The organism is Hyphomicrobium sp. B1 (assembly GCF_049532635.1).
GTDB lineage: Bacteria > Pseudomonadota > Alphaproteobacteria > Rhizobiales > Hyphomicrobiaceae > Hyphomicrobium_B.
In genome coordinates, this window is sequence record NZ_CP134871.1 from 3514289 (window position 1) to 3538508 (window position 24220).

The following is a 24220-nucleotide window of genomic DNA, read 5'->3' on the forward strand; positions in this document are numbered from 1 at the left end:
GCACGCGGACCAGAGTGTCCCACCTGCAGTCATCGCCCGATGAAAAAGATTAGCATCCGTCATCGTGCTAAACTTAAATGTCCCTCTCCCGCTCAACGGAAGACCGTCAAGATGGTTATGGCTTCTGTGCGGATTCCACAACGGAACTCCTACTTCGCTTGACGCGCTCGCGGATTGTTTGAAAGAGCACATAAAGCATCGGAATGAGAAAAATGCCGACGATGCTTGCCCCGAGCATTCCTGCGAACACGGGAGTTCCGACATCGCGACGACTGATCATCGCGGCGCCCGTCGCGATAACGAGCGGATAAAGGCCGAGGATGAACGCGATCGACGTCATCATAACGGCACGAAATCTCATCTGGGCTCCCAGCACCGCCGCGTCCTCGATGGTATCGCCGTGCTCTCGACGTTCTTTGGCAAACTCGACAATGAGAATGCCATTTTTCGCGGCAAGTGCGATTAGGACGACGAGGCCGATTTGCGCATAAACGTCGAGGGACAAGCCCGCGATCTTGATACCGAGGAATGCACCGAGTACGCCAACCGTGACCGACAACAATACCGGCACAGGAATCATCCAACTCTCATAAAGCGCGACCAGGAACAGAAAAGCGAACAGCACCGCAAGCGCCAAGACAATCGCTGTCTGCCCCTGCGCTTGGTGCTCCTGATACGCTGTCCCGGTCCACTCGAAACTATAGCCTGGCGGTAACGTCTTGGCAGAAACCTCCGTCATCGCCTCGAGCGCAGTACCGGAAGCTACGCCCGGTGCCGGCGAGCCATTGATGGTGGTCGACCTGTAGTTGTTGTAACGACCTATGGTCTGCGGACCGAGAACTGTCGAAACGTTTGCAACTGAGCGCAGCGGTACCATCTGCCCTGTTTTATTGCGAACAAAGATCTTCCAGATAGCTCCGATATTGCTGCGATCGGCAATTTCGCCCTGCAGATTGACCTGCCAGACACGGCCGAAGAGATTGAAATCGTTGATATAGGTGCCGCCCAATGTCGACTGCAGTGCGGAAAAGATGTCGCTGATCCCCAGGCCAAGGGCCTGCGCCTTATCGCGATCGATATTCAAATAGATCGATGGATTGGATGCCGTGAAGGTCGAGAACACGCGCTGCAATCGCGGATCCTGGTTTGCCGCAGCGATCAGACCTTGCATCACGTTGCCCATGGTCGCGGGATCAGCGCCTTCGAGATTTTCGAGCTGATATTCGAAGCCACCGCTCGTCGACAACCCGATGATGGGCGGGACGTTGAATGCAAAGATTTGAGCGCTGCTTATTTGCTGCGCGGCCATCGTCACTTCGCCAATCAATGTCTGCGCTGAATCCTTTGCTGTCTTGCGGTCGGCGAAGGGTTTGAGACGGGCGACCATAAATGCTGAGTTTGGCTGTGCCCCGCTGTCCAGCAAGGAGAAACCAACAATTGCGAGGCTATCTTGAATCTGGGGATAACGCTTGAGAATCGCTTCAGTCTGCTCGACGACTTCCGTGGTACGATTGACCGAGGCTCCATCCGGTAGCTGGATCATAATGAAGAAGGCCCCCTGGTCTTCCTCTGGCACAAATCCTGTCGGCGTTTCTTTAGCCACGAAGAAGACGGCGGCTGCAGCCGCGGCCACTGCTGCAACGCTCAATATCGAAACGCGCACAAGGCGACGAACGACGGCCGTATAGCCATCGCGGACGTGATCGATGCTGCGCAGTACATAAGCCATTGGGCCGCGCTTCTCCGAGCGTCGGAGCACGATGGCACAGAGCGCTGGAGATAGCGTCAAAGCATTGAGCGCCGATATAACCATGGCGGCGGAGATCGTGACGGCAAACTGTCGGAAGAGTTCTCCGGTCAGTCCCGGAATGAAGGCGATGGGCACAAATACCGACAGCAAAACAAGCGTGATGGCAATCACCGGCGCTGTGATCTGCTCCATCGCTTTCTTCGTCGCTTCGGCTGGCGAAAGCTCAGGCTCTTCCTCCATCACGCGTTCCGCATTCTCAACCACCACAATTGCGTCGTCGACGACGATGCCGATAGCAAGCACCATTGCGAGAAGCGAAACAGTGTTGGCCGAATAGCCGAGCGCCAGCATAACGGCAAACGCACCAATCAGACTGACGGGAACAGCAATCGCCGGAATGATTGTCGCGCGGGCACTTCCAAGAAACAGGTAGACGACGAGAATGACCAGCACGAATGCTTCGCCGATTGTGCGGATGACTTCATCTATCGTGTCGCTTACAAACTCGGACGTGTCATAGACCACGCGTGTCTTAAGGCCCTCAGGAAAGCTCTTCGACATATCTTCTAGCGCTGCCGTGACGCGGGCCGCCGTTTGAACGGAATTGGCGCCAGGAGACAGATAGATTGCGATTGCCACCGCGGGCTTGCCGTTCAATCGCGAACCGACATCGAGATTCTGCGCTCCAAGCTCGGTCCGAGCAACGTCGCGAACGCGCAAGACCGACCCATCCGGATTGGCGCGGACGACGATATTGCCAAACTGCTCCGGCGTTTCGAGACGTCCTTGGGTCTGCACATTCATCTGGAACTGCTGATCATCCAAAGCCGGCTGAGCACCGATCCGCCCGACAGGTGCCTGAACGTTCTGTGCTTCGATGGCCGATACGATATCGGATGGTTGCAAACCGAGGTTCGTTAGACGCTGCGTGTCGAACCAAATGCGCATTGAGTAATTTTGCGTGCTGAAAAGGCTCGCCTGCCCGACGCCTTCGATCCGCTTCAAGCGATCGAGAACATTGATCGTGGCGTAGTTGGTGATAAAGAGCGGATCCTGTTTACCGCTTTCGGAATAGAGAAATATGAATTGAAGAATAGCCGATGACTGCTTCTGCGCGGTGATGCCTTGCTTCTGAACCTCCTGCGGCAGACGCGACAGCGCAGCTTGCACGCGATTGTTGACGTTCACCGTATCTATGTCCGGGTCTGTCCCGAGCGCGAATGACACCGTCAGATTATAGCTGCCGTCGTTGCCGCTGTTCGACTTCATGTAAAGCATCTTGTCGACGCCGACGATCTGGGATTCGAGCGGCTGGGCGACGGCGGCTTCGACAACGCTGGCGGAGGCACCCGGATAGGTCGTCGAAACTTGCACCTGAGGCGGCACAAGGTCAGGGAACTGCGCGACGGGAATACGCGATATTGCAAGCGCGCCCGCTATCGTGATGACAATGGCGATGACGATCGCCAGCCGAGGCCGGTCGACAAAGATTGCTGAGAACATGGCTTATTGACCATTCGCTTTGATTGGATCGGGCCCGGCAGGCTGCGGGGCGACTTTGAGATTGGGGCGAACGCGCTGGATGCCTTCGGTTACGACCTTTTCCCCTTCACTCAGTCCGGCAGAAATCATCGCGACGGCGGCCGTCGACTGGCCAAGTTGAATTCGCCGCTGGGTTACGACATTGTCAGCGCTGATAACGTAAACGTAATCGCCCTGCTGATCGGACAAAACCGCTGACCTTGGAATTGCCAGAGCGACGACCGGCTCGACGCCCTCGACGAGAGCAGTGACGAATTCTCCATCAATCAACGGGCGAAGCGATTCATTTCCAGACTTGCGAAGCGGATTGGGAATGGTTCCCCGTACCGTGACGGTGTCCGTATTGGTTGCGACCGAAGGATCGACGTAATCAAGCTTCCCTTTTTCAGCGTAGAGAGTGCCGTCCGGCAGGCGGATACGAAGAACAACCGCGTCGAAGCCTCCCTTTGACGCGTACATTCGCCCGAGTTCAAGCAACGTCGGCGATGGGACCGGAAATGTCACATACATTGGGTCTTGGCTGACGATGGTGGTCAGCGTGCCCGAAGTCGGTCCCACGATATTTCCGACCGTGACGGCGATGCGTCCAACCTTACCGTCGATTGGCGATCGGATGGTGGTATAGCCGAGGTTGATCTCGGCCGTCTTTTGCTGCGCTTGGGCGCCGAGCATCTGGGCTTCATAAGATTGCTGCTGTGCGAGCGCGCTATCGACGCTCGATTGCTGGCCCGCGGGGCTGGACAAAAGTTTTTTATAGCGCTCCGTGGTCAAAACGGCGTTGCGAAGGAGCGCACGGAATTGATCGACAGATGCCTTCGCGCTTTCAACGGCCGCTTCATAGGGCGGCTTTTCTAGCTGATAAAGAATGTCTCCCTTCTTGACTTCTGTGCCCTCCTTGAACGGCGCTTCCTCAAGTTCCGCAGAGACACGCGCGACGACATTCACCTTATTGACGGCTTCGATGCGCCCGATGAACTCCTGTATTTGCGTGACCGGCTTCTTTTCAGCAACGACATAGCCGACGACCGGCGGACCACCCGGGACCTGCGCAAATACAGGGGAAGCGAGAAAAAAGACGAAGCTTGCCGCCGCAAATTGCTTGGCAAACCTCAATGCTATTGCTGACGTCATTCGTGGTCCTCAATTGTTCGTAGACACAGCTAAATCTCGAGCTTTTGTCTGGGAGATGGGTTGTTCTTCAAGACCCGGCGGCGCCTTCATCCATTTAAAACCGAGGCGTCCCGAGCGATAACCGACATCATAGAGTGCTCGCATGTATTTTTGATCGAACGGCGCCGGACTTTTCATTTCGAAGTTTGCGGGGATAGCTGCGAGATTGAAGTCCATGTGATCGCGCTTGGCGGTCGCATAGATGCGGTAGAGATCGCCGAGGCCTTCGTTCTTGATGAGCGTTGAGATCGAGCGCCCCGTAATGGATAGCGTGTTCGCCTCCACGGGTTGCCACTCGGGACTTATCTTGCCATTTCGGATGATGAAAACCCGTCTGGCCAATGGCTTTGATCCTAGTCCGGCACTTTTGAGCGACAAAGAAGGCGGTGCCACAAACACCTGCTGGGTCACGCCACCATCGACATGCATCTCGTCATACGTCCTGCCGTCCGCACGGACTTGAATGTGCACAGGGGGAAAGACGCCGGGAATAGAGGCGGAGGCCAATAAGACATTCCGAAACAAACCAAGAGCTTCAGGATTATCACTCATCGCAATGCGTCCCATGTCCCAAAGCACTGGACGCTGCGCATCGAGGTTCGTTGTTCCGACCAAGAGGATGCGCCCCTTAGCCCGCTCACGGGCAACTTCACGCAGGAACTTCTTGTCGACATATCTGGCGATAAGACGCGCAAGAGGAGAACTGTCAGCTAAAGCCGGGCCCCCAACCAACCCGGATATGACGTTTTTCGTGAAGATGTCCTGTTGCGTATACTTGGTGAAAATATCTTGGAGCTCAGCATCCTTCCGCCGTCCAAGAAATACGAACGGAGCGATCAGCGCCCCTGCGCTCACACCTGTGACGAGATCGAAATCGGGCCTCGTGCCAGCATCACTCCAGCCAACCAAAAGTCCTGCTCCGAATGCACCATCGTCGGCACCGCCTGATATAGCAGCGATATTGATGACAGGACGTTCGCCCTGACGCGTGCGCGATTGCATGAGGGCTTGCATTTTGGGAGCCTCCGCCCGCACCAGCTGCCGCAGAGATTCCTCAGACGCATCTCCCCAAATGCGAACACCTTCCATTCCACTTAGATGAGCTTCGTCGACTAGCGTCTCTGGAACGGTGATGCGAGGAAGCGTCGCTGCGCAACCAGCATTGAGAAAAGCAAGAAGCATCGCGGCCAAAAGCAACGTAGCGTGCACTACGAACCTGCTCCGGTCACCTTTGCTCTCCCCCCTCGAAAACATCGCCTACCTCAATCGCAATGGTCTTCGAACTCTGGATGGCAGGACCACGTCCCTTGTCCCATACGCCTTCAAGAACACATCGACACCGGCCTTGGCCCGCCGCCGGATCTCTTGGGAAGAGAGGTGAGATTCGACCCCGAAAAGAGCTTTGAGTTCCGTATCCCGACCTACCAGTGCCATAAACTGACCAGCTGCGAGGAAGGGATCGGCCAATTCAAGATTGCCGCTTTGCGCCTGCTCGCGAAGGTATAGCGCCACCGTCTCCTGCGCTCGGAGCGCACCAGCCTCGTAAACGGAAGGACCGAAGTCCGGAAACCGCGTGGTCTCGGTGAGCGTCAAGCGATAGAGGCCAACGAATTTGGGGCGGACCAAGAGATCAAGAGTGTGCTCGGCAAACGCAATTAGTGTCTCGCGAACACTCGTGCGTCGGCTCGACTTTGCCAAGGGCGCCAAGAACTCATCTACGAGATTGTCAATGATGGCGCGAAATAGCGCCTCCTTGCTCTCGAACTGATTGTAGATCGTCTGGCGCGAGACATCAGCCGCCTCAGCGATGATCTCCATGCTAGCGCCGTCGTACCCATACGAGACAAAGAGATCTGCCGCTGCGTCCATGATCGCATCGCGTTTGCTTGCGTGAATTTTTTGTTTTCTGCGCATCTCGGATCAAACCATCAAACAGACGCATGCTTATTTTTTAGATTGGACTGTAAAGTCCAAAATTGTGGCAAAATAGCGAACCCCTTTACGCCGACGGCCGGCACGTTCAAGCGCACCGCCATCGGCCGCCAGACAATGTGAGCCTCGTTGGAGTGAAGCCGCTAGCGTAGTCCGGAAGCTCCAGCCACAGCGCTTCAACATGTCCTGGACATCGCGGGAAGTGTCCTGCATAGCATCAGGGCGGTACCGCGCGTACAGCAGGCGGGACCTCGACGACCGGTGGATCGGAGCGCCTTATGTAAGGACCGGCGCATAGCGGAATGAGTAGCGCCCTCGCCATTCGCGGATGCCGAGGTTTGCGGAAATTCACAATCGGGAGCACTTAGTGCAGCGACATCTTTCCGCCAGATGCATCTCGAAATATTCCTCGCCGTAATCGTAGGAAAGCTCTTCGCCGGGCGCGATGTCGCGGAGGGCAAAGACATATACGCGACGCTTGTGGATATCGACTTCACAATTCGGCGCACAGGAGTGGTTGATAAAGCGAGCTGTATTCGCCGGTATGTTCCCGTCGATCATGCTCGTCTCGCTCGTCCAGAAAAGGTACTTCCCGCGATTCTCTTTCATCTGTTTGGCAGTGGCAGGGCGTCCGAGATATTCGACGACGCATGATCCTTTAGGTATGCGTTCCTCAGCGAAAAGACCTCTGCCACTCAACGAGCGGCGGATAGCAAGACGAAAGTACGCAGGTATGAAGCGTCGCGTCATGGCGGAGGATGCCCTGCTCTGTTTTCTGGCAAGCAGCGCCATATTCCGAGCGTGGGAGTAGCATCAAGCGGAAAGTTGATGTGCCGCATCAATCCCTTGCTGAATCGGCATTTCTGGATTCGTCGATTTCGATGGCAACGTAGGCGCCAAGACCCATGTTCCGCCGCGCCATCCACGGAGGACACGTCTGGGGGATGTCTTGCACACGATGATGAGTTGCAAACCACTGCCGTCCTCGAGGACGCCGAGGATGGTTGCCTTGGTAATGGCATTTGCGGCGAGGCCAAGTAGTTTGGCGGTTCGCGCCTTGACCCACGTGCCGGGTCTGTTGGTGGAGAGGGATTCCTCCTATAGTTATTGATTTTATTTACTTTTTTCGAGCTCCCCGGATTAGTCCACAAATCAGTCCACAAACGAGCGCATGATGCGCACTTATCGCTCCAAATCGAAGGTTGGCCTGTCGCACCGGCATCTCGACATTGCCGCTTTATCCCAAAAGCGGTCATTTTGGTTTCCAAGCAAGTCATCATCACCGGTTACAGCAATGAGGGTACGGGTCTCACCTGGTTCACTATTGGTGTTATGAGATGCGTCGATGAGACTATTCTGCGTGCTCATCACGCCCATGTTTAGTTCTACGCGGCGGACTCGGTGTAGTTTGATGAGCTGAGGAGCGTGCTCGAAAAACAAGGGTATCAGGCACGCTTCGAGAGCCAGTTTTTTTTGGAAAACGTCATATGCTTCGAAGCGACGCTGAAAGCGCCGGCGCCTCCTCGCCATCCTGAACGAAACAAAGGCGATCTCGTAGGAGACGGCGAACATTGATGCGGCGGGAGGAACAAACGCTGGAGTCGACTTCAGCAGGATCTGCTACGAAATCCCGTGCTTCGTGCCAGTCTGATCGGCGCAGCCGTTCCACGCATGCAAACGCTACTGAGGTGTGATCGTTATCGTCAGCGTGTCAGCATAGGGTCCCGCCACCAGTGTTTTGCTGTTGAGCTGGGGGACAACGGACACAGATAGCGTTCCTGACGGAAGGCTCCCGGATGTGGACGCCGGACTGCCTGATTCTTGCGCGCCAGTCGCGGGATTGGTTGCAGTATCGATCGAGGCAGAGGCGCCCGAGAAGCTCGCTGACGCACTGTAATTTATGAAATTCTGGAGACCTGCTGCCGTGCTCGCTGTCGTCACGCCGCCATTCTGTGAGGTGAGCTGCAGTGACGACGGTGTATTGCAGACAGCATTGGCGTAGGACTTGTTGATCACGGCTGTCACCACTTGTCCGCCTGCCGTTACCGGAATCGTGGCGGTGTCTGCGGCGGGGTGAAACAGGCCGCCGATGGTGCAGGACTTGGCGACTTGCCCTGTGACGGTGAATGTTTGGCTCGACACTTGTCCTTGCAGAATTCCAGCAAGGGTGCTTGAGAAGACTCGGACCGTCAGATTGTCAAGATAACTGCCAGCCTGCTGAGGATCGATCGGTTGTGCGAGCGCCCACACTGTTCCTGAGACGGAAAAAGAGGCGATGCTCAAGGTTGACGCGGGAAAATTCAAAAGCAGTGAGTTTGACTGGGCCGGAAGCCCACTGCCGGTGTAAAGCAGGCTATTGCCGCCGGAGGACGCCGACTGCAGCGTATACGGCATCGAAGCCGAACCGCCGGACGTGAGCGCCATTGATGCGGGCAAAGAAGAGCGGTTAAAGGCGACGGCGATCGCGCAGCCGCCGGCGAGGTCTCCCAGTGCTGCGAGATATGTGCCGCTCACAGTGATTGTGAGAGATTGCGGACTTGGCGCATTCGGCGGGGAATACGTTCCCGTGCTGATACTCAGAGGGCTGACAGAAGAGGAAAGAATTGCGCAGACCGCCTGAGCTTGTTGCGATCCACATGCGCAGGCAACCGCTATAGCGAAGCCTAGAAGTGCCGGACGGGATGTCGCTTTGATTTTCATTTTGGATGGAGCGTTCCTGCTTTGAACAGGCCCTTCGTTCCCGCTGGGACGTCAAGGACAAACGTTGTCGGAGTTCCGTCAGTTTGCATTTCGATAAGCCAGCCTCCGGGCGCCAAACCGTCGGCACCGAAACGTCCGGCCGCATTCGTAAAAATCGTTACGGTTTTCTCGGGGTGGTTGACCGATCGCGCGACACCGCTCACCAGCGAAACCGGCTCTCCGTTCGCCAAAGCGAGCGTTCCATAAGCCGACACGGAGTAGTCGGAGCCAACTTCAAGGGCGTAACCGGCTTTGAACGGAGCAAATGTATCGAAAGCCGCAGCGCCGAGGCTGTATCCAGCCGGTAAATTATCCGCGTCCACGGGAATGGTGAAAGGCGCATAAGCCGGTAGCGACGTTACCAAGGCCGGTCCCCATTGATCCGCGATCGCCTTGATATTGTCGTTATCGCCGACGGTGATGTCATTGTTCTCTATTGACGGATGAGGATAGACAATCGCGAACGCGTCTCCCGTTATAGGAGCTCCGATAGCGATCTTACCGTCTGCAAAAGCAATCGCCGTACCTACTTGTAAAGATGTTCTCTCTGGTCCCGGCTCAACGTCGAAGTTCGAGTACGAGATGCCTTCAAAGCCGGAATTCTGAATGATCCTTACTTGCCCACGGTTGCCATAATAACCCGCGCTCGCGCTCACGGACGCCTGGGCGTTGTAGTCGCTATGCTGAACATAGACGCTCGTGTCCCAGCGACCGAGGCCGTTGCCCTGGCTGCGATAAGCGGAAACATCAGTCTGTGTATCAATCGAGTCGTAGCCGGCAGTAACACTTGTAAAATCGTCGGGCCTATCAAATAGACGGACGCCGATGCGGAACTCGGGGCTGGGATCGCGCACGCGCTCGAGAGTAGCCAAGAAAGTTTCGTTGGAAACACCGATGGTCAAGCTGCCCGAAAGTGATCGGGTCAGCGGACGGGAGAACGTCACGTCGGCGCCATACCGATCAGTGTTCCAGTCATAGATCGATTGGCCGAATTCTGCGTTGTTGACGAATTGGTAACGCGCGGAGAGCGCCATGGTCGTCTCGTTGCTGACGGGAGCTGACCACGTCGCGCTGAGGTTCAGCCAATAATTCCATTCGGGAAAGAGAATGCCGGTGTCCGCTGTGTTGATGTCGCCGGGAGAGTGAAAATGAGGACTGCGATACTCGCTCGAGAAGCGAAAGCTTTCACCGCTGGCGGCAAGTAGGCCCGCAAAGTTTACAACGCTCCAGTCCAACCCGAATGCTGCGCCTATTCCGGGCTGTCCTGCCGACATCGCGGTGCGCAGATTTACAAGGCCGATGCTGGTATCGACCAAAGCGCCTGTTCCAGCCATCGCGACGTATTTGTTTGCCTGAATGTCGCCCTCAGCAGTCACTCCGTCGTAGATGCCATAACGAAAATAGCCACTCGCCATGTAAAGGTCTGGAAGGTAATCCCGGCTTTCGTCGCGCAAGTATGATGGTAGCCCTCCTGTGAGGCCCCATTCGCTTTTTCCGCGAGCCAGCAGGCTGGCGTCGAAGAATGCGGTAAATCGTACGGTTCGTTGCAAGCCTGCGTCGTTGGTGATGACGACATCGATATTGTTCGCACCCGTTGCCAATTGAAGATCGCGGAGATTGTACCTTCCTGGGTCCAGGCGGAGCTGTTGTTGAACGATTCCGTTGACGATTATCTCGACTTTGGAGGGCTGATTGATTGTGAAAGAGCCACCTCCTGCTGGTTCCAACGTATCCCCTGGCGTCAGCTTGCGACTGGATTTCTCAAACGAGAAGCCAAGAAGCTCGGGAGACTGCTGAAACCCGATGCCGAGCGGTTCGACATCGCCAAGCTCGGAGCGAATTCGCTCGGCAGGCATATCATAAACCAAGCGGGACATTTGGCGCTTGAATCCGGGGGTATGCTGATAGGTGCAGATAGCCTGCGTCGGGCAGACGTTGACATCGACGGTTCCCGTCAGCACGCCGCTATTCTCGAACACGAACTGACCAATTCGTACGGCAGAGTTCATTTCTAGCCTGCCGCTTGTATCGCCCCCCTCATGCGCCGGATAGCTCGTCTCCCACTGATGGTCGAGGCTCGCATAGAGGTTCACATAGCCCGACGTGCGAGCCGGCTCGGCAAGCGTTGAGCTCAATGGCGCGCGACGCTGTTTCCCCAAAGAGATATCGGTCGTGGCCAACTGCGCAACGCGCGATTTGAACTGCAGTTCTTGCAAGGAGCGATCAAAACGAATGTCAAACCCAGCCGCTTCCACATCGGTCAGCGCGATAAAGTACCCCTTAGATGGAATGGCAGCCAAATCTTCGCGGGATTTCCCGTCGAGCAGAGTTGCCAGCATCGACATTATCGCGGAGCGGTTGATCAGCAGCGTGTCATCCGGATTAATTCGTATCGCGATGTCGCCCAGTTCTTTTCCATTGGTCGTGAGCGGCACCTCCATATCGATGGCTTTTCCTGTCGAGTTCAGGAGAGAAGAGATGGGCTTCGCGTATTCTACGGCGCCTGCGGTCGTGGCACTCACGGCGAGCGTACTACTCAGCATCACTACCAGGGTAATCTGCAGGGGCAGCAGCGATACGTACTGAAATATCCTTTGTCTCTTGCCGGTACTCCGCGAGAATGGGGCTGCCGCAGACATGACGCATGCCTAGCGTCGAGGATCGAATTGAAGTCTGCACTGCACTGAGGTCGCGCCTGGTGGCAGGGGAACGGGCAATACGAAGCGTCGCCGATGGCCAGGCTGTACCAAACCGATACCTATGAACTGCGCGAGTTCACCGCTCGATATTGTGTCAGACCAACTCCCACTCGATACTTGGACAACGGATTTCGGAAATAACGCATGGACGTTCGTCGGGTTTTCCACGGTGATGGCGGGATAACGTCGGCCGCCTTTGTCGGTTACGATGCTGTTGCCGACGACATTCAGCGCGGGCTGGCCTCGCGGAGGAGCGACGTTCACCATGACTCCAACGCTGAAAACCAGTTGGACGTCGTGACGGCTCCCCGAGAGTTTGACTGGAATTTGATTGACGTAGAAAAAGTAACTCTCGCTTTTTTCGAGCAGTGGCTCTCCTAACCATTGAAGACGAAAATTTTGCGTGGCGCCGGGAGGGATCAGCGCTTGCGGGGGCATTACAAGAAACTCGTCACCCGCGTTGGAAAGGTGCGGCACGCCACGTGGATCGAGGTTTGCTCTTTTGACGACGATCTCGACGGGAAGCGGAACTTCGCTGTCATTGACAACGGTGATCACGCCGCGGCTTAGCCGTCCGGTCGACGACATTTCGATCTGCATCGGTGTAACCGTCATCGCTAAGGACGGCGGGATCCCGCAGAATAGAAAGAAAAGATAGGCAGCAAAGCGCCGGACGGGAAATCGCATTGAGTGCGCCCTATCATCGTCGTTCGAGTTTTTTACTGAAATGACGCGACTGGAACGCGCTTATTGAGGTGTCAAAAGTACCGTCAGAAGGTCTGAGTATGTCCCGCCAACGAGCGAGGATGAATTGGCTGCTGGATTAATGGTGACTTGGAGGGAGCCAGATCCCGCCGACACGGGTTGTGCTATCCCGGACTCCGTTCCGGTTGCCGTGGGAATTGTAGCTGTGTCGATGGTCGCCGTCGCGCTGTTCCAGGTCGCTGACGCTTGATAGTCGATAATGTTGGTGTAGCCGGAAGGCGGGGTCGCAGTATTTTTTACGCCACCATTTTGAGACGTCAGTTGGATCGTCGAGGGAGCATTGCAGATAACATTCGCATAGGGCGCGTTAGCCGGAGTGATGGCTCCGGTCACGACATTGCCAGACGCATCAATCGGTATCGTGGCGGTATCGAGAGTGCCGGTCGACGCCCCGTTGATGGTGCAAGCCTTATTGACCGTCGCCGTAATTTGGATTTGCTGTTGCGCGGCCTGGGAAAAGGCCGGGCTAACAGCTGCCATCACCCCACCGGCGAAGACCCAAAATCGGATGGTGAGCATAATTGTCACCTTGAAATGTATAAAAATGCGATTCGATTACCATTAGAGGTTGCGATTGAACGCTTAACGGCGGGTTAATGCCTTTTTTAGGCGGCCCGAAAAGCTATGCCCGACCTTCATATCAACCGCGGTCTTGATGGGATCACAAGTCGTCAAGGGCAGGAGCGGTCTCACGCGATCTGCACTTCATGTCCGCTTTCTCTGCATCACAACGATATCGATATGACCGCCTTAGGTCAGAAGCGATAGTCGCCGGAACTCACTGCCACTTCTCCTAATTTTCAGAAGCAGAGATAAAGCGCACGCTCAGGAATTCGTACAATTTCCTAGAAGCGGTTTAGGCCCGTGGGGAGACATGTATGCCAGAGCCGCTTTGCCGAGAAAGCGTTCATCGGCGGAGCACATCAGCAGGTATTTTCGCAGTTTTTGCGGATGTCTGCTTTGGCTAAAGACCGGCCTTCTGCTTCGGTCTCAATGCAAGCAGATTCCCTTGATAGCTGGCCAGGGCACATAGATGGTAGCAAATCCGGCTAGGGCTAAGGCCATGCCAGCTGCGAACCGCACAGGCCATTTGGCGTTTATCGTGCGCAGGAAGGTCAAACCACTCGCGGCAGCAAAGACAGCCGGTAATGTGCCAAGCCCAAATCCGGTCATGAATAGAAATCCGTGAAAGGCAGAGCCTGTCAGCGAAGAAAAGAATACCGCCCCGTAGAGCATCGGACAGGCATTGAGCCCCCATGCGACGCCTAACACGTATGGTCCGGCCGTTCGCCTCGTTCTGAGTGGCGCAGCGATCGTATCAAACCCTTGGGCGAGGTAAGACACTCCGCGTTCCAGGAAAGAAAGACGTGGCATAGCACCGGCAAGAACAAGCCCCATCCAGATTAGAGAGACGGCGGCGGCCCATTGCATGATCTCGAAGCTTATTCCGCCTCGGCGTGCTGCAAGTCCGGCGCCTATCGCGCCTCCGACTGCGCCTAAGGTTGCGTATGTCGTGATGCGGCCAGCCTGCATGATGGCCAATTGCCGATATCGCTCTTTGGGTGTCGGTGCGTCGAGCAGCAGCAACGCGCCGCACGCTATGCCACCGCACATCGCCGCACAATGAAGAGCGCTTGCAAGACCGAATGCGAACCCCGATATGAGCAGCGACTCAGGCATGGCGGTCCGTAGGTTCTTCCTGCACGGCTGTGTTCGCAGGCTCTCCATCATCCAGGGCGCGCCAACCGGCACCCTCCAGATCTTCGAACTGGCCGTTGCGCAGCGCCCATAAAAAACCGGCAAGTCCCATGAGACCGAGCGTTAATGCTGCAGGTATAAGCCACGCGAGAGATGTCATACGCTCCTCCTGACTGGCCGCAGACGAAGTTTCTTTGTCCTGAGACGGAGCGCGTTTGTGGTTACGACGATCGACGATGTCGACATAGCGAGCGCAGCGACCAAGGGCGTCACATGTCCGAGCATCGCAATTGGAACGAAGACTGCGTTGTACCCAATCGCGATCGCAAAATTTTGAAAAGCCATTCGGCGTGCCGCCTGCGCAACCTTCAGTGCTTCGATAATCGGGCCCAAGCGATCGCCTTGAAATACGGCATCTGCCGCCGCCTGACTGATATCCATGGCCGAGGCGAGCGACATTGAGGCATATCCCGCCGCCAGTGCGGGGGCATCGTTCAGCCCATCGCCAACCATCAGCGTCTTGTGACCATTCGCGCGTAAATCGCCAATGCGCTGAAGCTTCTCGGATGGGCGCAGCGCTCCCTGCCAATCGGATATCGCGCACGCGGCTGCGGCGCGCGCGACGGCTTGCGGCCGGTCGCCTGACAGCAATTCGACGGCATAGCCGGCATCTCGCAGTGTTTTGACCGTCTCACGCGCGTCGGGCCGAATGCGATCGATGAAACGGAAGCCGATCACCGCTTCATCGGCAGACCTATACCAGAGAGAGGCCTCGACATTCTGATTGATAGCGGCGCCGGCCCAATGCGCCGAGCCGAGCCGCTCTTCGCGTCCGTCCCCGACATATGAAAGCCCGGAGCCCGGAACCTCGCGGACGCCCTCGATCGCGTTGATGGCGATCCCGCGGTCACGCGCGGCGCGAACGATGGCTTGCGCATAGGGATGCCGGCTCGCAGCTGCGAGTGAAGCAACACGGGCCAGAAGACCAGACTCGATATTCTGGTCGTCGGCCAGCGCGATCTGCTCGAGTGTCAACGTACCCGTCTTGTCGAAGACCACGCCGTCGATTTCGCCCATCCGCTCGAGACCATCGGCCGCCTTCACGATGACGCCTCGACTGAAGAGCCTGCTGATCGCCGCGACCTGAACCGCAGGCACCGCGAGCGCCAACGCGCACGGGCACGTTATGATCAACACCGCGATGGCGTGAGTAAGCGAAACTTCCCATCCGCTTCCAAGCATCATCCATATCGTGAACGTCAATAGCCCGAGAACGTGAACGGCTGGTGCGTAGAGCTGAGCCGCCCTGTCGGCGAGCCGCACATAGCGACCGCGGCTTTGCTCGGCCGAGAGCATCAGGCGGCCGATTTCGGCAAGCAACGTGTTCTCATCGGTGACGCTGACACGAATGTGCAAAGTTCCGCCGCCGTTGACGGTGCCGGCGTGAACGTGAGCGCCCAATGTAACGCTCCGGGGTACGGTTTCGCCGGTGATCAAACTCTCGTCGACTTCGCTGACACCTGAGGCAACGATGCCGTCGGCAGGGATACGCTCTCCAGCGGCGACGGCGACGCGCATACCAGGCAAAAGGGTGCGTGCGGGAAGCAAGCGCACCGAGCCGTCTTCGGAAACCACGGTCGCGCTCATGGCGCGAAGGCTCAGCAGATTTTCTGCGGCCCCTCTGGCGCGCATGCGCATGCTTTCGTCAAGCGCCCGGCCGATTAAAAGGAAGAAGACGAGTGTCATCGCGGCATCGAAATAGACCTGGTCGGAGCCGCGTATCGTCTGAAATAGGCTCATCGCCGTCGCGAGGATGATACCGAGAGTGATCGGCACATCCATGTTGAGGCGGCTGGCGCTCAGGGCCGAGAAAGCCGAGCGAAAAAATGGCTGCCCGGCATAAGCGATGGCCGGCAGGGCTATAAGCGCTGATACCCAATGAAAGAGATCGCGGACCGAGCTGTCCATGTCGGACACTTCGCCCGACCAGACAGATACCGACAGCAACATGATATTGGCCGCCGCGAAGCCTGCAACGCCGAGACGGGGAATGAGCTCGCTCGTTCGCCCTCGCGATGCGGATGTTTCGGCGCCTTCGACAAGCTCCGCGGCTGTGTAGCCTACGGCCTTTAACGCCGCGACGAGATCAGGCACATCGGGACTCGAGCCGTCCGTCTGACGGCGGAGAGTGACAGTGACGCGGCGCAGAGCGAGGTTGGCTCGGGACGCTGAAACGCCTCGAACGCTTCTCAGCGCCGTCTCTACGGTGTGGATGCATGTTCCGCAGACGATATCCGGGACAGACAACGTTATCGTCTCGACGTTCGCCGTTGTGTTATCAGCCGGCGCGCGTCGTTGCGGCGATAATGAATTGATCAGGGCTGCTTCCATAGCCGCACCTTGGATCGATAAACGACGCTACGATGAGCGGCGTCACCCTGGCTGGCGAACAAGGAAATATCCCAGTTACCTTCGGCCAAATTCGGCAATGTGACCGTGTAGCCTCCCTCCCCCGCCGCGGCGAGAACGAGATTGCGATCCGCCACGTCCGTGGCGGGACGGCCGATGCTTCCGCTGATTTGCAGATCGTCGATGCTGCGTCCCTCGCGATCTTTCAGCGTGACACTGAAGACACCGGTGGCGCTGTCGAATTTTGTTGCTTCCGTCCAACCGAGCTCATCCTGCCGGCGCTCGTCGGCGATGCGCTGGTTGTAACGCAGGCCCGTCCGGTAAGCGTCAGGCGTGTCGCCTCCGAAGGTCGAAATGGCATCGTAGATCATCACGCTGTCGACCACAGTGACGGTGACAAAGAAGGCGATCATGCCGAAAAGCACGTGCCAGCCATTGATCCCACTTCGTACTGGAAGGGCTTGTTTCATGGCAGCTTGTTTCATGACGGTGGCCCGCTGAACGTCGTTGAACGTGAAGTTGTGTGACCTGTTGCGGTGTCCGTCACAGTAATCGTGATGGGTGTCGAATCTCCTTTGAGTTCTCTCCGTTCCGAAGGCTCGATCAAGACGAAGAACTTCACCGCCCGAACCTCCGCGGGTTTGACGTCGATCACTGGGTCCTGTTCGTCGAATTCCACGAACTGGAGCTGGGCTCTCTCAAGACCTAAAACGGAAATTTTGAAATGCCGTGTCGCTTGGAGCTTGTTGGTGATCTTCACCGTATAACCATCGCGCAGACCGCCGTCGCTCAGCGTAACGAACAGCGGATTGCGATCGGGCGCGACGCTTAGCTGTGTATCGGCGCGATTGAGCAGCGACCAGACCATCAGGCCTCCGACTGCAACAATCAGGACCGAATAGAGGATCGTTCGCGGCCGTACGATCCGCCATCCGTCACGAGGACCTTTGGTAGCGTTCGCAAGGTTGGCAGCCGTCGTATAGGCGATCAATCCGCGCGGACGACCCACGCGATCCATGATCTCGTCGCATGCATCTATGCATAGCGCGCATTGAATACACTCGAGCTGCGCACCGTCGCGGATGTCAATGCCCGTCGGACAGACGGCGACGCAAGCCTTGCAGTCGACGCAGTCGCCCCTCCCTTCCCAGCTTTCATCGCGCTTATGTGATCCGCGCGGCTCGCCGCGAACCTCGCGATACGAAATGAAGAGGGAATCGTGATCTAGCATTGCTCCTTGGATGCGTGGCCACGGGCACATGTAGATACAGACCTGCTCCCGCGCAATGCCACCAAGTATATAAGTCGTGAAGGCGAACACGCCGACAAAAGCATATGCTATTGGCGAAGCAGTCCCATGCACGAGCTCGACCGCGAGCGTCGGCGCGTCGCGAAAGTAAAAGACGAAAGCCCCTCCTGTTGCGATAGCAACGAACCCCCAGGTCAGATGCGTCGCCGCTTTCTTCCAGAGCTTTTCGAATGACCAGCCGCTCTGATCGAGACGCAGGCGCGCATTGCGGTCGCCCTGCCAGAACCGCTCGACAGCTATCATCAGATCCGTCCAGACTGTCTGCGGGCAGGCATATCCGCACCACATGCGCCCAGCGATTGCGGTTACAAGAAAAAGCGAGAGGGCCGAGATAACGAGCAGCCCCGTCACATAATAGAATTCCTGCGCCCAGATCTCGATCGGTCCGAACAGCAGGCGCTGATTGGCAAAGTCGAGCAGAAAAGCTTGATTAGGAAGGCCCGGTCCACGATCCCATCTGAACCACGGCAACATGTAATAAACGCCGAGCGTGAGCCCTAAGGCGACCCATTTGATGGCGCGGAATGTGCCGTGCGCTTCCTTCGGATATATCTTTCGATGTGATGCGTAAGCGCTTGTCTTGGACGCGGCAGCTTTCGCGCCGGACGATCCGTTGTCCGTATCAGCTATGGACTTGTTATGCCCACCCATCATCGTCATTTGGGCGCCTCATGGCCCTCTTTCTTATGTTCGGCCTCGCCCTCGTCGTCTTTTTTCGGCTCGGGTTTTCCGCCACCGAGCGAATGGACGTAGAGCGCGACCATCTTGATATCCACGGGATCCAGGCGACCGTTCCACGCCGGCATCATGCCGCCACGGCCGGTCTCGATGCTACGCACGACCGCTTGCTGGCTGCTGCCATAAAGCCAGATAGCATCGGTTAGATTCGGCGCACCGACGTCGGTGTTGCCTTTGCTGTCGGTACCGTGACACGCCGCACAGTTGTCTGCGAATAGCGCACCACCTCGCGAGGCGGCCGCGGCATCGACATCAAGATGCGAGAGCGAACGAACATAATTGGCGAGGTCGCTGATCTGAGCTGGCTCGAGGATCTTGTCGAGACCGAACCGTGGCATAGCCGTATCGTGGGTTTCGGGATCGCCGGACCTTGCGCCGTGCGCAATCGTCTTTTGGATGCTTTCAAGATCGCCACCCCACAGCCAATCGTCATCGTTGAGATTGGGATACCCAATGGCGCCTTGCGCACCACGACCGTGGCATGGGGCGCAGTTGTCGCCGAAAATCGCGGCGCCGCCATCCCGGGCAAATTCGAATAGCTCGGGATTCTTTTTTATGTCGGCAATCGGCATCGCGGCGATCGCGGCGCGATATTTATCTTGCGTTGCCTTTGCTGACGCGACGTCTTTTGCGACCTCACCGCGCTGGCTGTAACCGAACAACCCCTTCGTATAGCCATTCAGCATCGGCCAAGCCGGATAGACGAGCCAATAACCGAACGCCCAGACGATACACGCGTAGAACGTGTAGAGCCACCACCGCGGTAGCGGCTTGTTGAGCTCCATCAGGTCGCCGTCCCACACGTGTCCCGTGGTTTCGGCGCCGGTTACTTCGTCGATGCGCTTCTCGCTCGCCATGGGCTGTCACTGCTTCTCTAGCTTGTCGTCCTGATCGATTGCTGCTTTCGCCACGTGCTCAAACTTTGCTTTGTTGGACGAGCGGAACGCGTAGACGAAGGCCGCGACGAGAAGAGTCATGAAAATCGCCATCGACACGAGTTGCGAGACGACCTGTGCTTCATCGTAAGTCATGGTCTCACCGCAAGTTGGACCCGCTGGCGTCGAATTTCGTGAAATCGACAAGCGTTCCGAGCATCTGCAGATAGGCGACGACAGCATCGAGCTCACTCGGCGGAACGTCATCGCCGGGCTGACCGTCGAACCTTCTGACCTGCGCCTTCGGATAACGTTGAACCAGCGTCTTCGCTCCGCTTGTATCGGGAGCGATCTGAGCGAGGACGTCGGCCTTTGCATTGGCGATCATGTCGTCGCTATAAGGCACCCCGACCTCTTGCAACGTCTTCATGCGCGCGGCGATGTTGTCATAGTTGAGGGGCGTTTTTTCCAGGAACGGATAGCCCGGCATAATGGAAGCGGGAACAACCGAGCGCGGATCTCGTATGTGCTCGACGTGCCAAGCGTCGGAATACTTCCCGCCAACGCGGGCGAGGTCCGGACCGTTACGCTTCGATCCCCATTGGAACGGGTGATCGTACATGCTTTCGGCGGCGAGCGAGTAATGGCCGTAACGCTCGATCTCGTCGCGCAAGGAGCGGATCATCTGGCTGTGGCAGTTATAGCAGCCTTCGCGCACGTAGATATCGCGGCCAGCGAGTTCCAACGGCGAATACGGGCGCATGCCTTCAACCTTTTCGATGGTCGACCGCAACATGAAAAGCGGTGCGATTTCGACGATGCCTCCGATAGAGACAACGACCAGCGCACCAATCAAAAGTATGAGGGAGTTCTTCTCGAAAATAGCGTGGTTCATCGTTTGCTCCCGTCACTCAGCCGGCACGGCGACGACGCCGGGACGAAGTTCGGGAGCGGCCGCCACGCCAGGCTGATCCTTGATATCGACGGGTTTGTCGCCTCTGATCGTGCGCCACATATTGTAAGCCATGATCAGGCCCCCGAGCAGGAAGAGCATTCCCCCCGTTGCACGGATCACGTAAGGCCAATGAAGGGCCTCGACCGTTTCGATGAACGAATATTTGAGGAAGCCGAGGTGATCGTAGGCGCGCCACATCAATCCCTGCGTGATGCCGGCAACCCACATCGACGAGATGTAGAGAACGATGCCGATCATCGCGAACCAGAAGTGCCATTCGACCAAACGCATCGAATAAAGACCATCGCGCTTCCATAGCCAGGGAACCATGCAATAGACAGCACCGAATGAGATCATGCCGACCCATCCGAGCGCGCCTGAATGCACGTGTCCAATGGTCCAATCCGTGTAATGAGAAAGCGAGTTCACGGCCTTGATCGACATCAGCGGCCCTTCAAATGTTGACATACCGTAGAACGCGACGGAGACGACGAGCAGCCGGATCACGGCGTCGGTCCTAAGACGATCCCAAGCGCCTGAAAGCGTCATCAGGCCGTTGATCATGCCGCCCCATGACGGCATCCACAGCATGATCGAGAACGTCATGCCCAGCGTCTGCGCCCACTCGGGCAGCGCCGTATAGTGAAGATGATGCGGACCGGCCCAGATATAGAGAAAGATCAGCGACCAGAAGTGTACGATCGATAGCCGATAGGAATAGACAGGCCGCTCGGCGCGCTTCGGAATAAAATAATACATGATGCCGAGGAAGCCCGCCGTCAGCAGGAAGCCGACCGCGTTATGCCCGTACCACCACTGTGTCATTGCGCCTTGAACGCCGGGGAACAGCGGATAGCTTTCCGAGCCCAACAGCGAAACCGGCAGCGACAGATTGTTGACGATATGCAGCATCGCGATCGTCACGATGAAGGCGAGATAGAACCAATTGGCGACGTAGATGTGAGGTTCTTGGCGCTTTCTGAGTGTGCCGAGAAACACGAGCAAGTACGTGACCCATACGATCGTCAGCCAGATATCGGCATACCATTCGGGTTCCGCGTATTCCTTTCCCTGCGTGATGCCGAGCACATATCCCGAGGCGGCTATCACGATGAAGAGCTGATATCCCCAAACGACGAACCAGGGCGCCCATCTGCCGGGAAGCCGCGCGCGGCACGTTCTCTGTACGACATAAAGCGATGTTGCGATCAGCGCGTTGCCGCCGAATGCGAAGATGACGGCGGACGTGTGCACAGGTCTCAGCCGACCGAAATTCGTCCAAGGCAGATCGAGATTGAACGATGGAAAAGCCAGCTGCCATGCAAGGATATCGCCAACGAGAAAGCCTATGACTCCCCAGAACACGCAAGCAATCGTCGCGACACGAATGGGTCTGTCGAAGTAGCCCGATACTTTTTCTTGTCGAGTGGTCGGGTGAGAAAGGATGTAAAGGGCTGCTGCTGCGCTCGCACCTAGGAGAAAAAGCCCATGCAGACGCATACCGCCATCGACACCGGCAATGGCCAAAATCAATCCAACAATCGCAAAGAGCAGAGCCGCTCCAAGAGCCGGCATGTCGTTGACGCTGGATCTTCCTCCGCCCGCCGTGTTCTCCACGGTTATCCTCCCCGCTTCCGGTCCATTGGACGCGGACGTTATTTTTGACTAGCCCATTTGCTTGATCATTCCTGCGGGATTGAGCTTTGACTTGCGTCAAAGGGGGCGGAGCCCGCTGGCAAGCTGCGTCTAAAAACTTCCCTCAGCGCAGCATCAAGAGTCGATCCTTGCCGGGCGGCACTGGCGGCTCGGTCATCGACAAAACGCGGGCCTATGCTTTGCATCACTAGAGATGCTTATCCTGTGAACCTCTGCGCTTGCCACGCTGACGAAGGTAAGTGTCTGCTGGTGAGCCCTAGTCGGACATGTCAGATCGTGACTTCCATAGCGCAAGCACGGTATGCTCCAATGCTTGGAACCGTTGCGAACCAGCGTCGCACCACTCACGACCTCGAAAACACTCGATGTCCGCAGTGAAGCAAAAAATCGATTGTCGGCGCGCCGGAAAGGCTTCCGCTTTGCCCCCGAAAGCGGAGATCCGTGTTCGTGTGAATGCCCGCTTGGTCGAGCATCAAGTCGATGTCGGCTAATGGGATGTTTTACTCAAGTGCGGTGCAGTATGCACTTGGAGCGCTTCCGTCCGCTTTCCCGGCAAAGAAAACTTGAACGCGGGAGGCTGCTTTATCCCATAAGCAGACTCTGTGGTTCGGTACTCGATGGCAGGAGTTGGCTGGCGGCTACGTCCGGTTTCTGCGCAAAATGTACACACCGGCGATTTGAGAGTTGTTTGGCTCGCACAGCTTCGTCAGAACAGATCATCGCGACCCAGAAGCGAGGCCCGTGATTTGTTCAGCGGCGTCGTTTCGTGCCTTATTGAGTCCCTGCCCCGGAGCCAGCATTGGAGGCGGCCGCGTTGAGGAGGCGAAGCCATCGGGCATTCGCGATGGCGAGCACTGCCGCTAGAACAAACGACGTGATGATCACGCCGATGATGGCGAGGGCGCGAGATCCGCTCTCGATAAGCAATCCGCATCCCACCGAGCAGAGCACCGGGATGTGTGCCAGATAAAGCGGAAACGACATCTCCCCCAACAGCCGGGCAAAACGCGTTGAGAAGTAGCTATTGACTTGCGGGCAAAGTTCGATCGCACTGATCGCAAGGATTGCAGCCGCGCAGTGGGCGTAGATCTGATTAAATTTGCCGAGCCAAGCATAGTCGTGGGAAGCGATACCAGAATATCCGGCAAGATAAATTGCCGCGATCATTGCAATCGCTGCTATCGGCACTTTCCATTCCCAGGCGTGGTTTTGGGCGCGCACGAGCGCCATCGCAACACCAACGGGAAAGCCAATCAATGCAATGTTGCTGTAATTGCACAGCATCACCGTTACAAAGATCGCCACTGCGGCGGCGACGGGCCGGAGGCCAATAAGGATCGGCGCCATGCCGAATGCGATGAAGCTGCCGATAAGCTCGAGACGCATCGTCCAGATGTTCGTATCGAAGTAACTATCACCGCGGAAGAACGTCAGGAACATGCCCTGGCCGAGGGCGTCTGCTAGCGAGCGGTCTGAAAACGCCGGAGCGGCTGCACCGTTGGCGAACGCAATGAGCCACTGCGACTTGGTGATCGCTCCGCCCTCGACATAGCGATACAGCCCCAGAAACCCGATTGCCCACGATAACAGCACGGCCAGCAATACCGGGCCTGCAAGGCGCGGCCACCTTTTGATTGCGGACCGCTGAATGATCCTGAGATCTCCGCCGGATTCAAAATACCGAAGTGTAAGAACATAGCCTGAGAGCACGAAGAACAATGTAACCGCGGAGCTGCCGTAGACGAGGCCGAACCAGAAATGGCCCCGTATCCCGGAGCCAGAAATAACCTGGCCGTAATCGCCCAAGAGTTCGGGATAGAAACCGAGGATCAAATGCCAGACGAGTACCGTGACTGATGCCAGACCGCGCAGACCTTCCAGCGCAAAATCCTTGCGCGTCGATGTCGTCACGACATGGACGTTCACGTGCGTTCCCCCGCGTCGTTCGGTCAAAATCAAACTCTCTGCTAAGACGGACGACCA

Annotated in this window: 19 protein-coding genes; all 19 read right to left on the reverse strand. The window is 56.9% G+C overall.

The window, feature by feature from the left end; all coding sequences use genetic code 11:
- Nucleotides 1-115 precede the first annotated feature (115 nt).
- The gene (locus RLW55_RS16685) at nt 116-3253 is read right to left on the reverse strand and encodes an efflux RND transporter permease subunit (protein ID WP_423414816.1); all 3138 of its coding nucleotides are present in this window, start codon (nt 3251-3253) and stop codon (nt 116-118) included.
- 3 nt (nt 3254-3256) lie between these two features.
- Nucleotides 3257-4423, reverse strand: coding sequence for an efflux RND transporter periplasmic adaptor subunit (locus tag RLW55_RS16690; RefSeq protein ID WP_409563140.1), 1167 nt, complete (start codon nt 4421-4423; stop codon nt 3257-3259).
- A 9-nt stretch (nt 4424-4432) separates the two neighbouring features.
- Nucleotides 4433-5671 (reverse strand): patatin-like phospholipase family protein, encoded by a 1239-nt coding sequence (locus tag RLW55_RS16695; protein WP_423414817.1) that lies wholly within the window; start codon nt 5669-5671, stop codon nt 4433-4435.
- 48 nt (nt 5672-5719) lie between these two features.
- On the reverse strand, nt 5720-6331 hold the full coding sequence (locus RLW55_RS16700; RefSeq protein WP_409563138.1) for a TetR/AcrR family transcriptional regulator: 612 nt from the start codon (nt 6329-6331) through the stop codon (nt 5720-5722).
- Between the two features lie 411 nt (nt 6332-6742).
- Nucleotides 6743-7186 (reverse strand): SET domain-containing protein, encoded by a 444-nt coding sequence (locus RLW55_RS16705; protein ID WP_409563137.1) that lies wholly within the window; start codon nt 7184-7186, stop codon nt 6743-6745.
- An 888-nt stretch (nt 7187-8074) separates the two neighbouring features.
- Nucleotides 8075-8908 (reverse strand): hypothetical protein, encoded by an 834-nt coding sequence (locus tag RLW55_RS16710; protein ID WP_423414818.1) that lies wholly within the window; start codon nt 8906-8908, stop codon nt 8075-8077.
- A gap of 182 nt (nt 8909-9090) precedes the next feature.
- Nucleotides 9091-11772 (reverse strand): fimbrial biogenesis outer membrane usher protein, encoded by a 2682-nt coding sequence (locus tag RLW55_RS16715; RefSeq protein WP_423414819.1) that lies wholly within the window; start codon nt 11770-11772, stop codon nt 9091-9093.
- 9 nt (nt 11773-11781) lie between these two features.
- Nucleotides 11782-12519 (reverse strand): fimbrial biogenesis chaperone, encoded by a 738-nt coding sequence (locus RLW55_RS16720; RefSeq protein WP_423414820.1) that lies wholly within the window; start codon nt 12517-12519, stop codon nt 11782-11784.
- 60 nt (nt 12520-12579) lie between these two features.
- Nucleotides 12580-13116, reverse strand: coding sequence for a hypothetical protein (locus RLW55_RS16725; RefSeq protein WP_423414821.1), 537 nt, complete (start codon nt 13114-13116; stop codon nt 12580-12582).
- A 471-nt stretch (nt 13117-13587) separates the two neighbouring features.
- The gene (locus RLW55_RS16730; RefSeq protein ID WP_423414822.1) at nt 13588-14328 is read right to left on the reverse strand and encodes a sulfite exporter TauE/SafE family protein; all 741 of its coding nucleotides are present in this window, start codon (nt 14326-14328) and stop codon (nt 13588-13590) included.
- Nucleotides 14270-14455 (reverse strand): cbb3-type cytochrome oxidase assembly protein CcoS, encoded by a 186-nt coding sequence (gene ccoS, locus RLW55_RS16735; RefSeq protein ID WP_423414823.1) that lies wholly within the window; start codon nt 14453-14455, stop codon nt 14270-14272. The genes RLW55_RS16730 and ccoS overlap by 59 nt, the downstream gene beginning before the upstream one ends.
- On the reverse strand, nt 14452-16686 hold the full coding sequence (locus RLW55_RS16740; RefSeq protein WP_423414824.1) for a heavy metal translocating P-type ATPase: 2235 nt from the start codon (nt 16684-16686) through the stop codon (nt 14452-14454). The genes ccoS and RLW55_RS16740 overlap by 4 nt, the downstream gene beginning before the upstream one ends.
- On the reverse strand, nt 16671-17174 hold the full coding sequence (locus tag RLW55_RS16745) for a FixH family protein (RefSeq protein ID WP_423414825.1): 504 nt from the start codon (nt 17172-17174) through the stop codon (nt 16671-16673). Before RLW55_RS16745 ends, RLW55_RS16740 begins: the two co-directional genes overlap by 16 nt.
- Nucleotides 17175-17185: 11 nt before the next feature.
- A complete protein-coding gene (gene ccoG, locus RLW55_RS16750; protein WP_414462522.1) occupies nt 17186-18673 on the reverse strand; it encodes a cytochrome c oxidase accessory protein CcoG in 1488 nt (495 codons plus the stop codon).
- Entirely contained in the window at nt 18670-19608 is a 939-nt protein-coding gene (gene ccoP, locus RLW55_RS16755; protein WP_423414826.1) for a cytochrome-c oxidase, cbb3-type subunit III, read from the reverse strand. Before ccoP ends, ccoG begins: the two co-directional genes overlap by 4 nt.
- A 6-nt stretch (nt 19609-19614) precedes the next feature.
- A complete protein-coding gene (locus tag RLW55_RS16760) occupies nt 19615-19782 on the reverse strand; it encodes a cbb3-type cytochrome c oxidase subunit 3 (RefSeq protein ID WP_423414827.1) in 168 nt (55 codons plus the stop codon).
- 4 nt (nt 19783-19786) lie between these two features.
- The gene (gene ccoO / locus RLW55_RS16765) at nt 19787-20521 is read right to left on the reverse strand and encodes a cytochrome-c oxidase, cbb3-type subunit II (RefSeq protein WP_423414828.1); all 735 of its coding nucleotides are present in this window, start codon (nt 20519-20521) and stop codon (nt 19787-19789) included.
- 12 nt (nt 20522-20533) lie between these two features.
- A complete protein-coding gene (gene ccoN / locus RLW55_RS16770) occupies nt 20534-22156 on the reverse strand; it encodes a cytochrome-c oxidase, cbb3-type subunit I (RefSeq protein ID WP_423416429.1) in 1623 nt (540 codons plus the stop codon).
- A gap of 852 nt (nt 22157-23008) precedes the next feature.
- Nucleotides 23009-24163, reverse strand: coding sequence for an acyltransferase family protein (locus RLW55_RS16775; protein WP_423414829.1), 1155 nt, complete (start codon nt 24161-24163; stop codon nt 23009-23011).
- Nucleotides 24164-24220 lie beyond the last annotated feature (57 nt).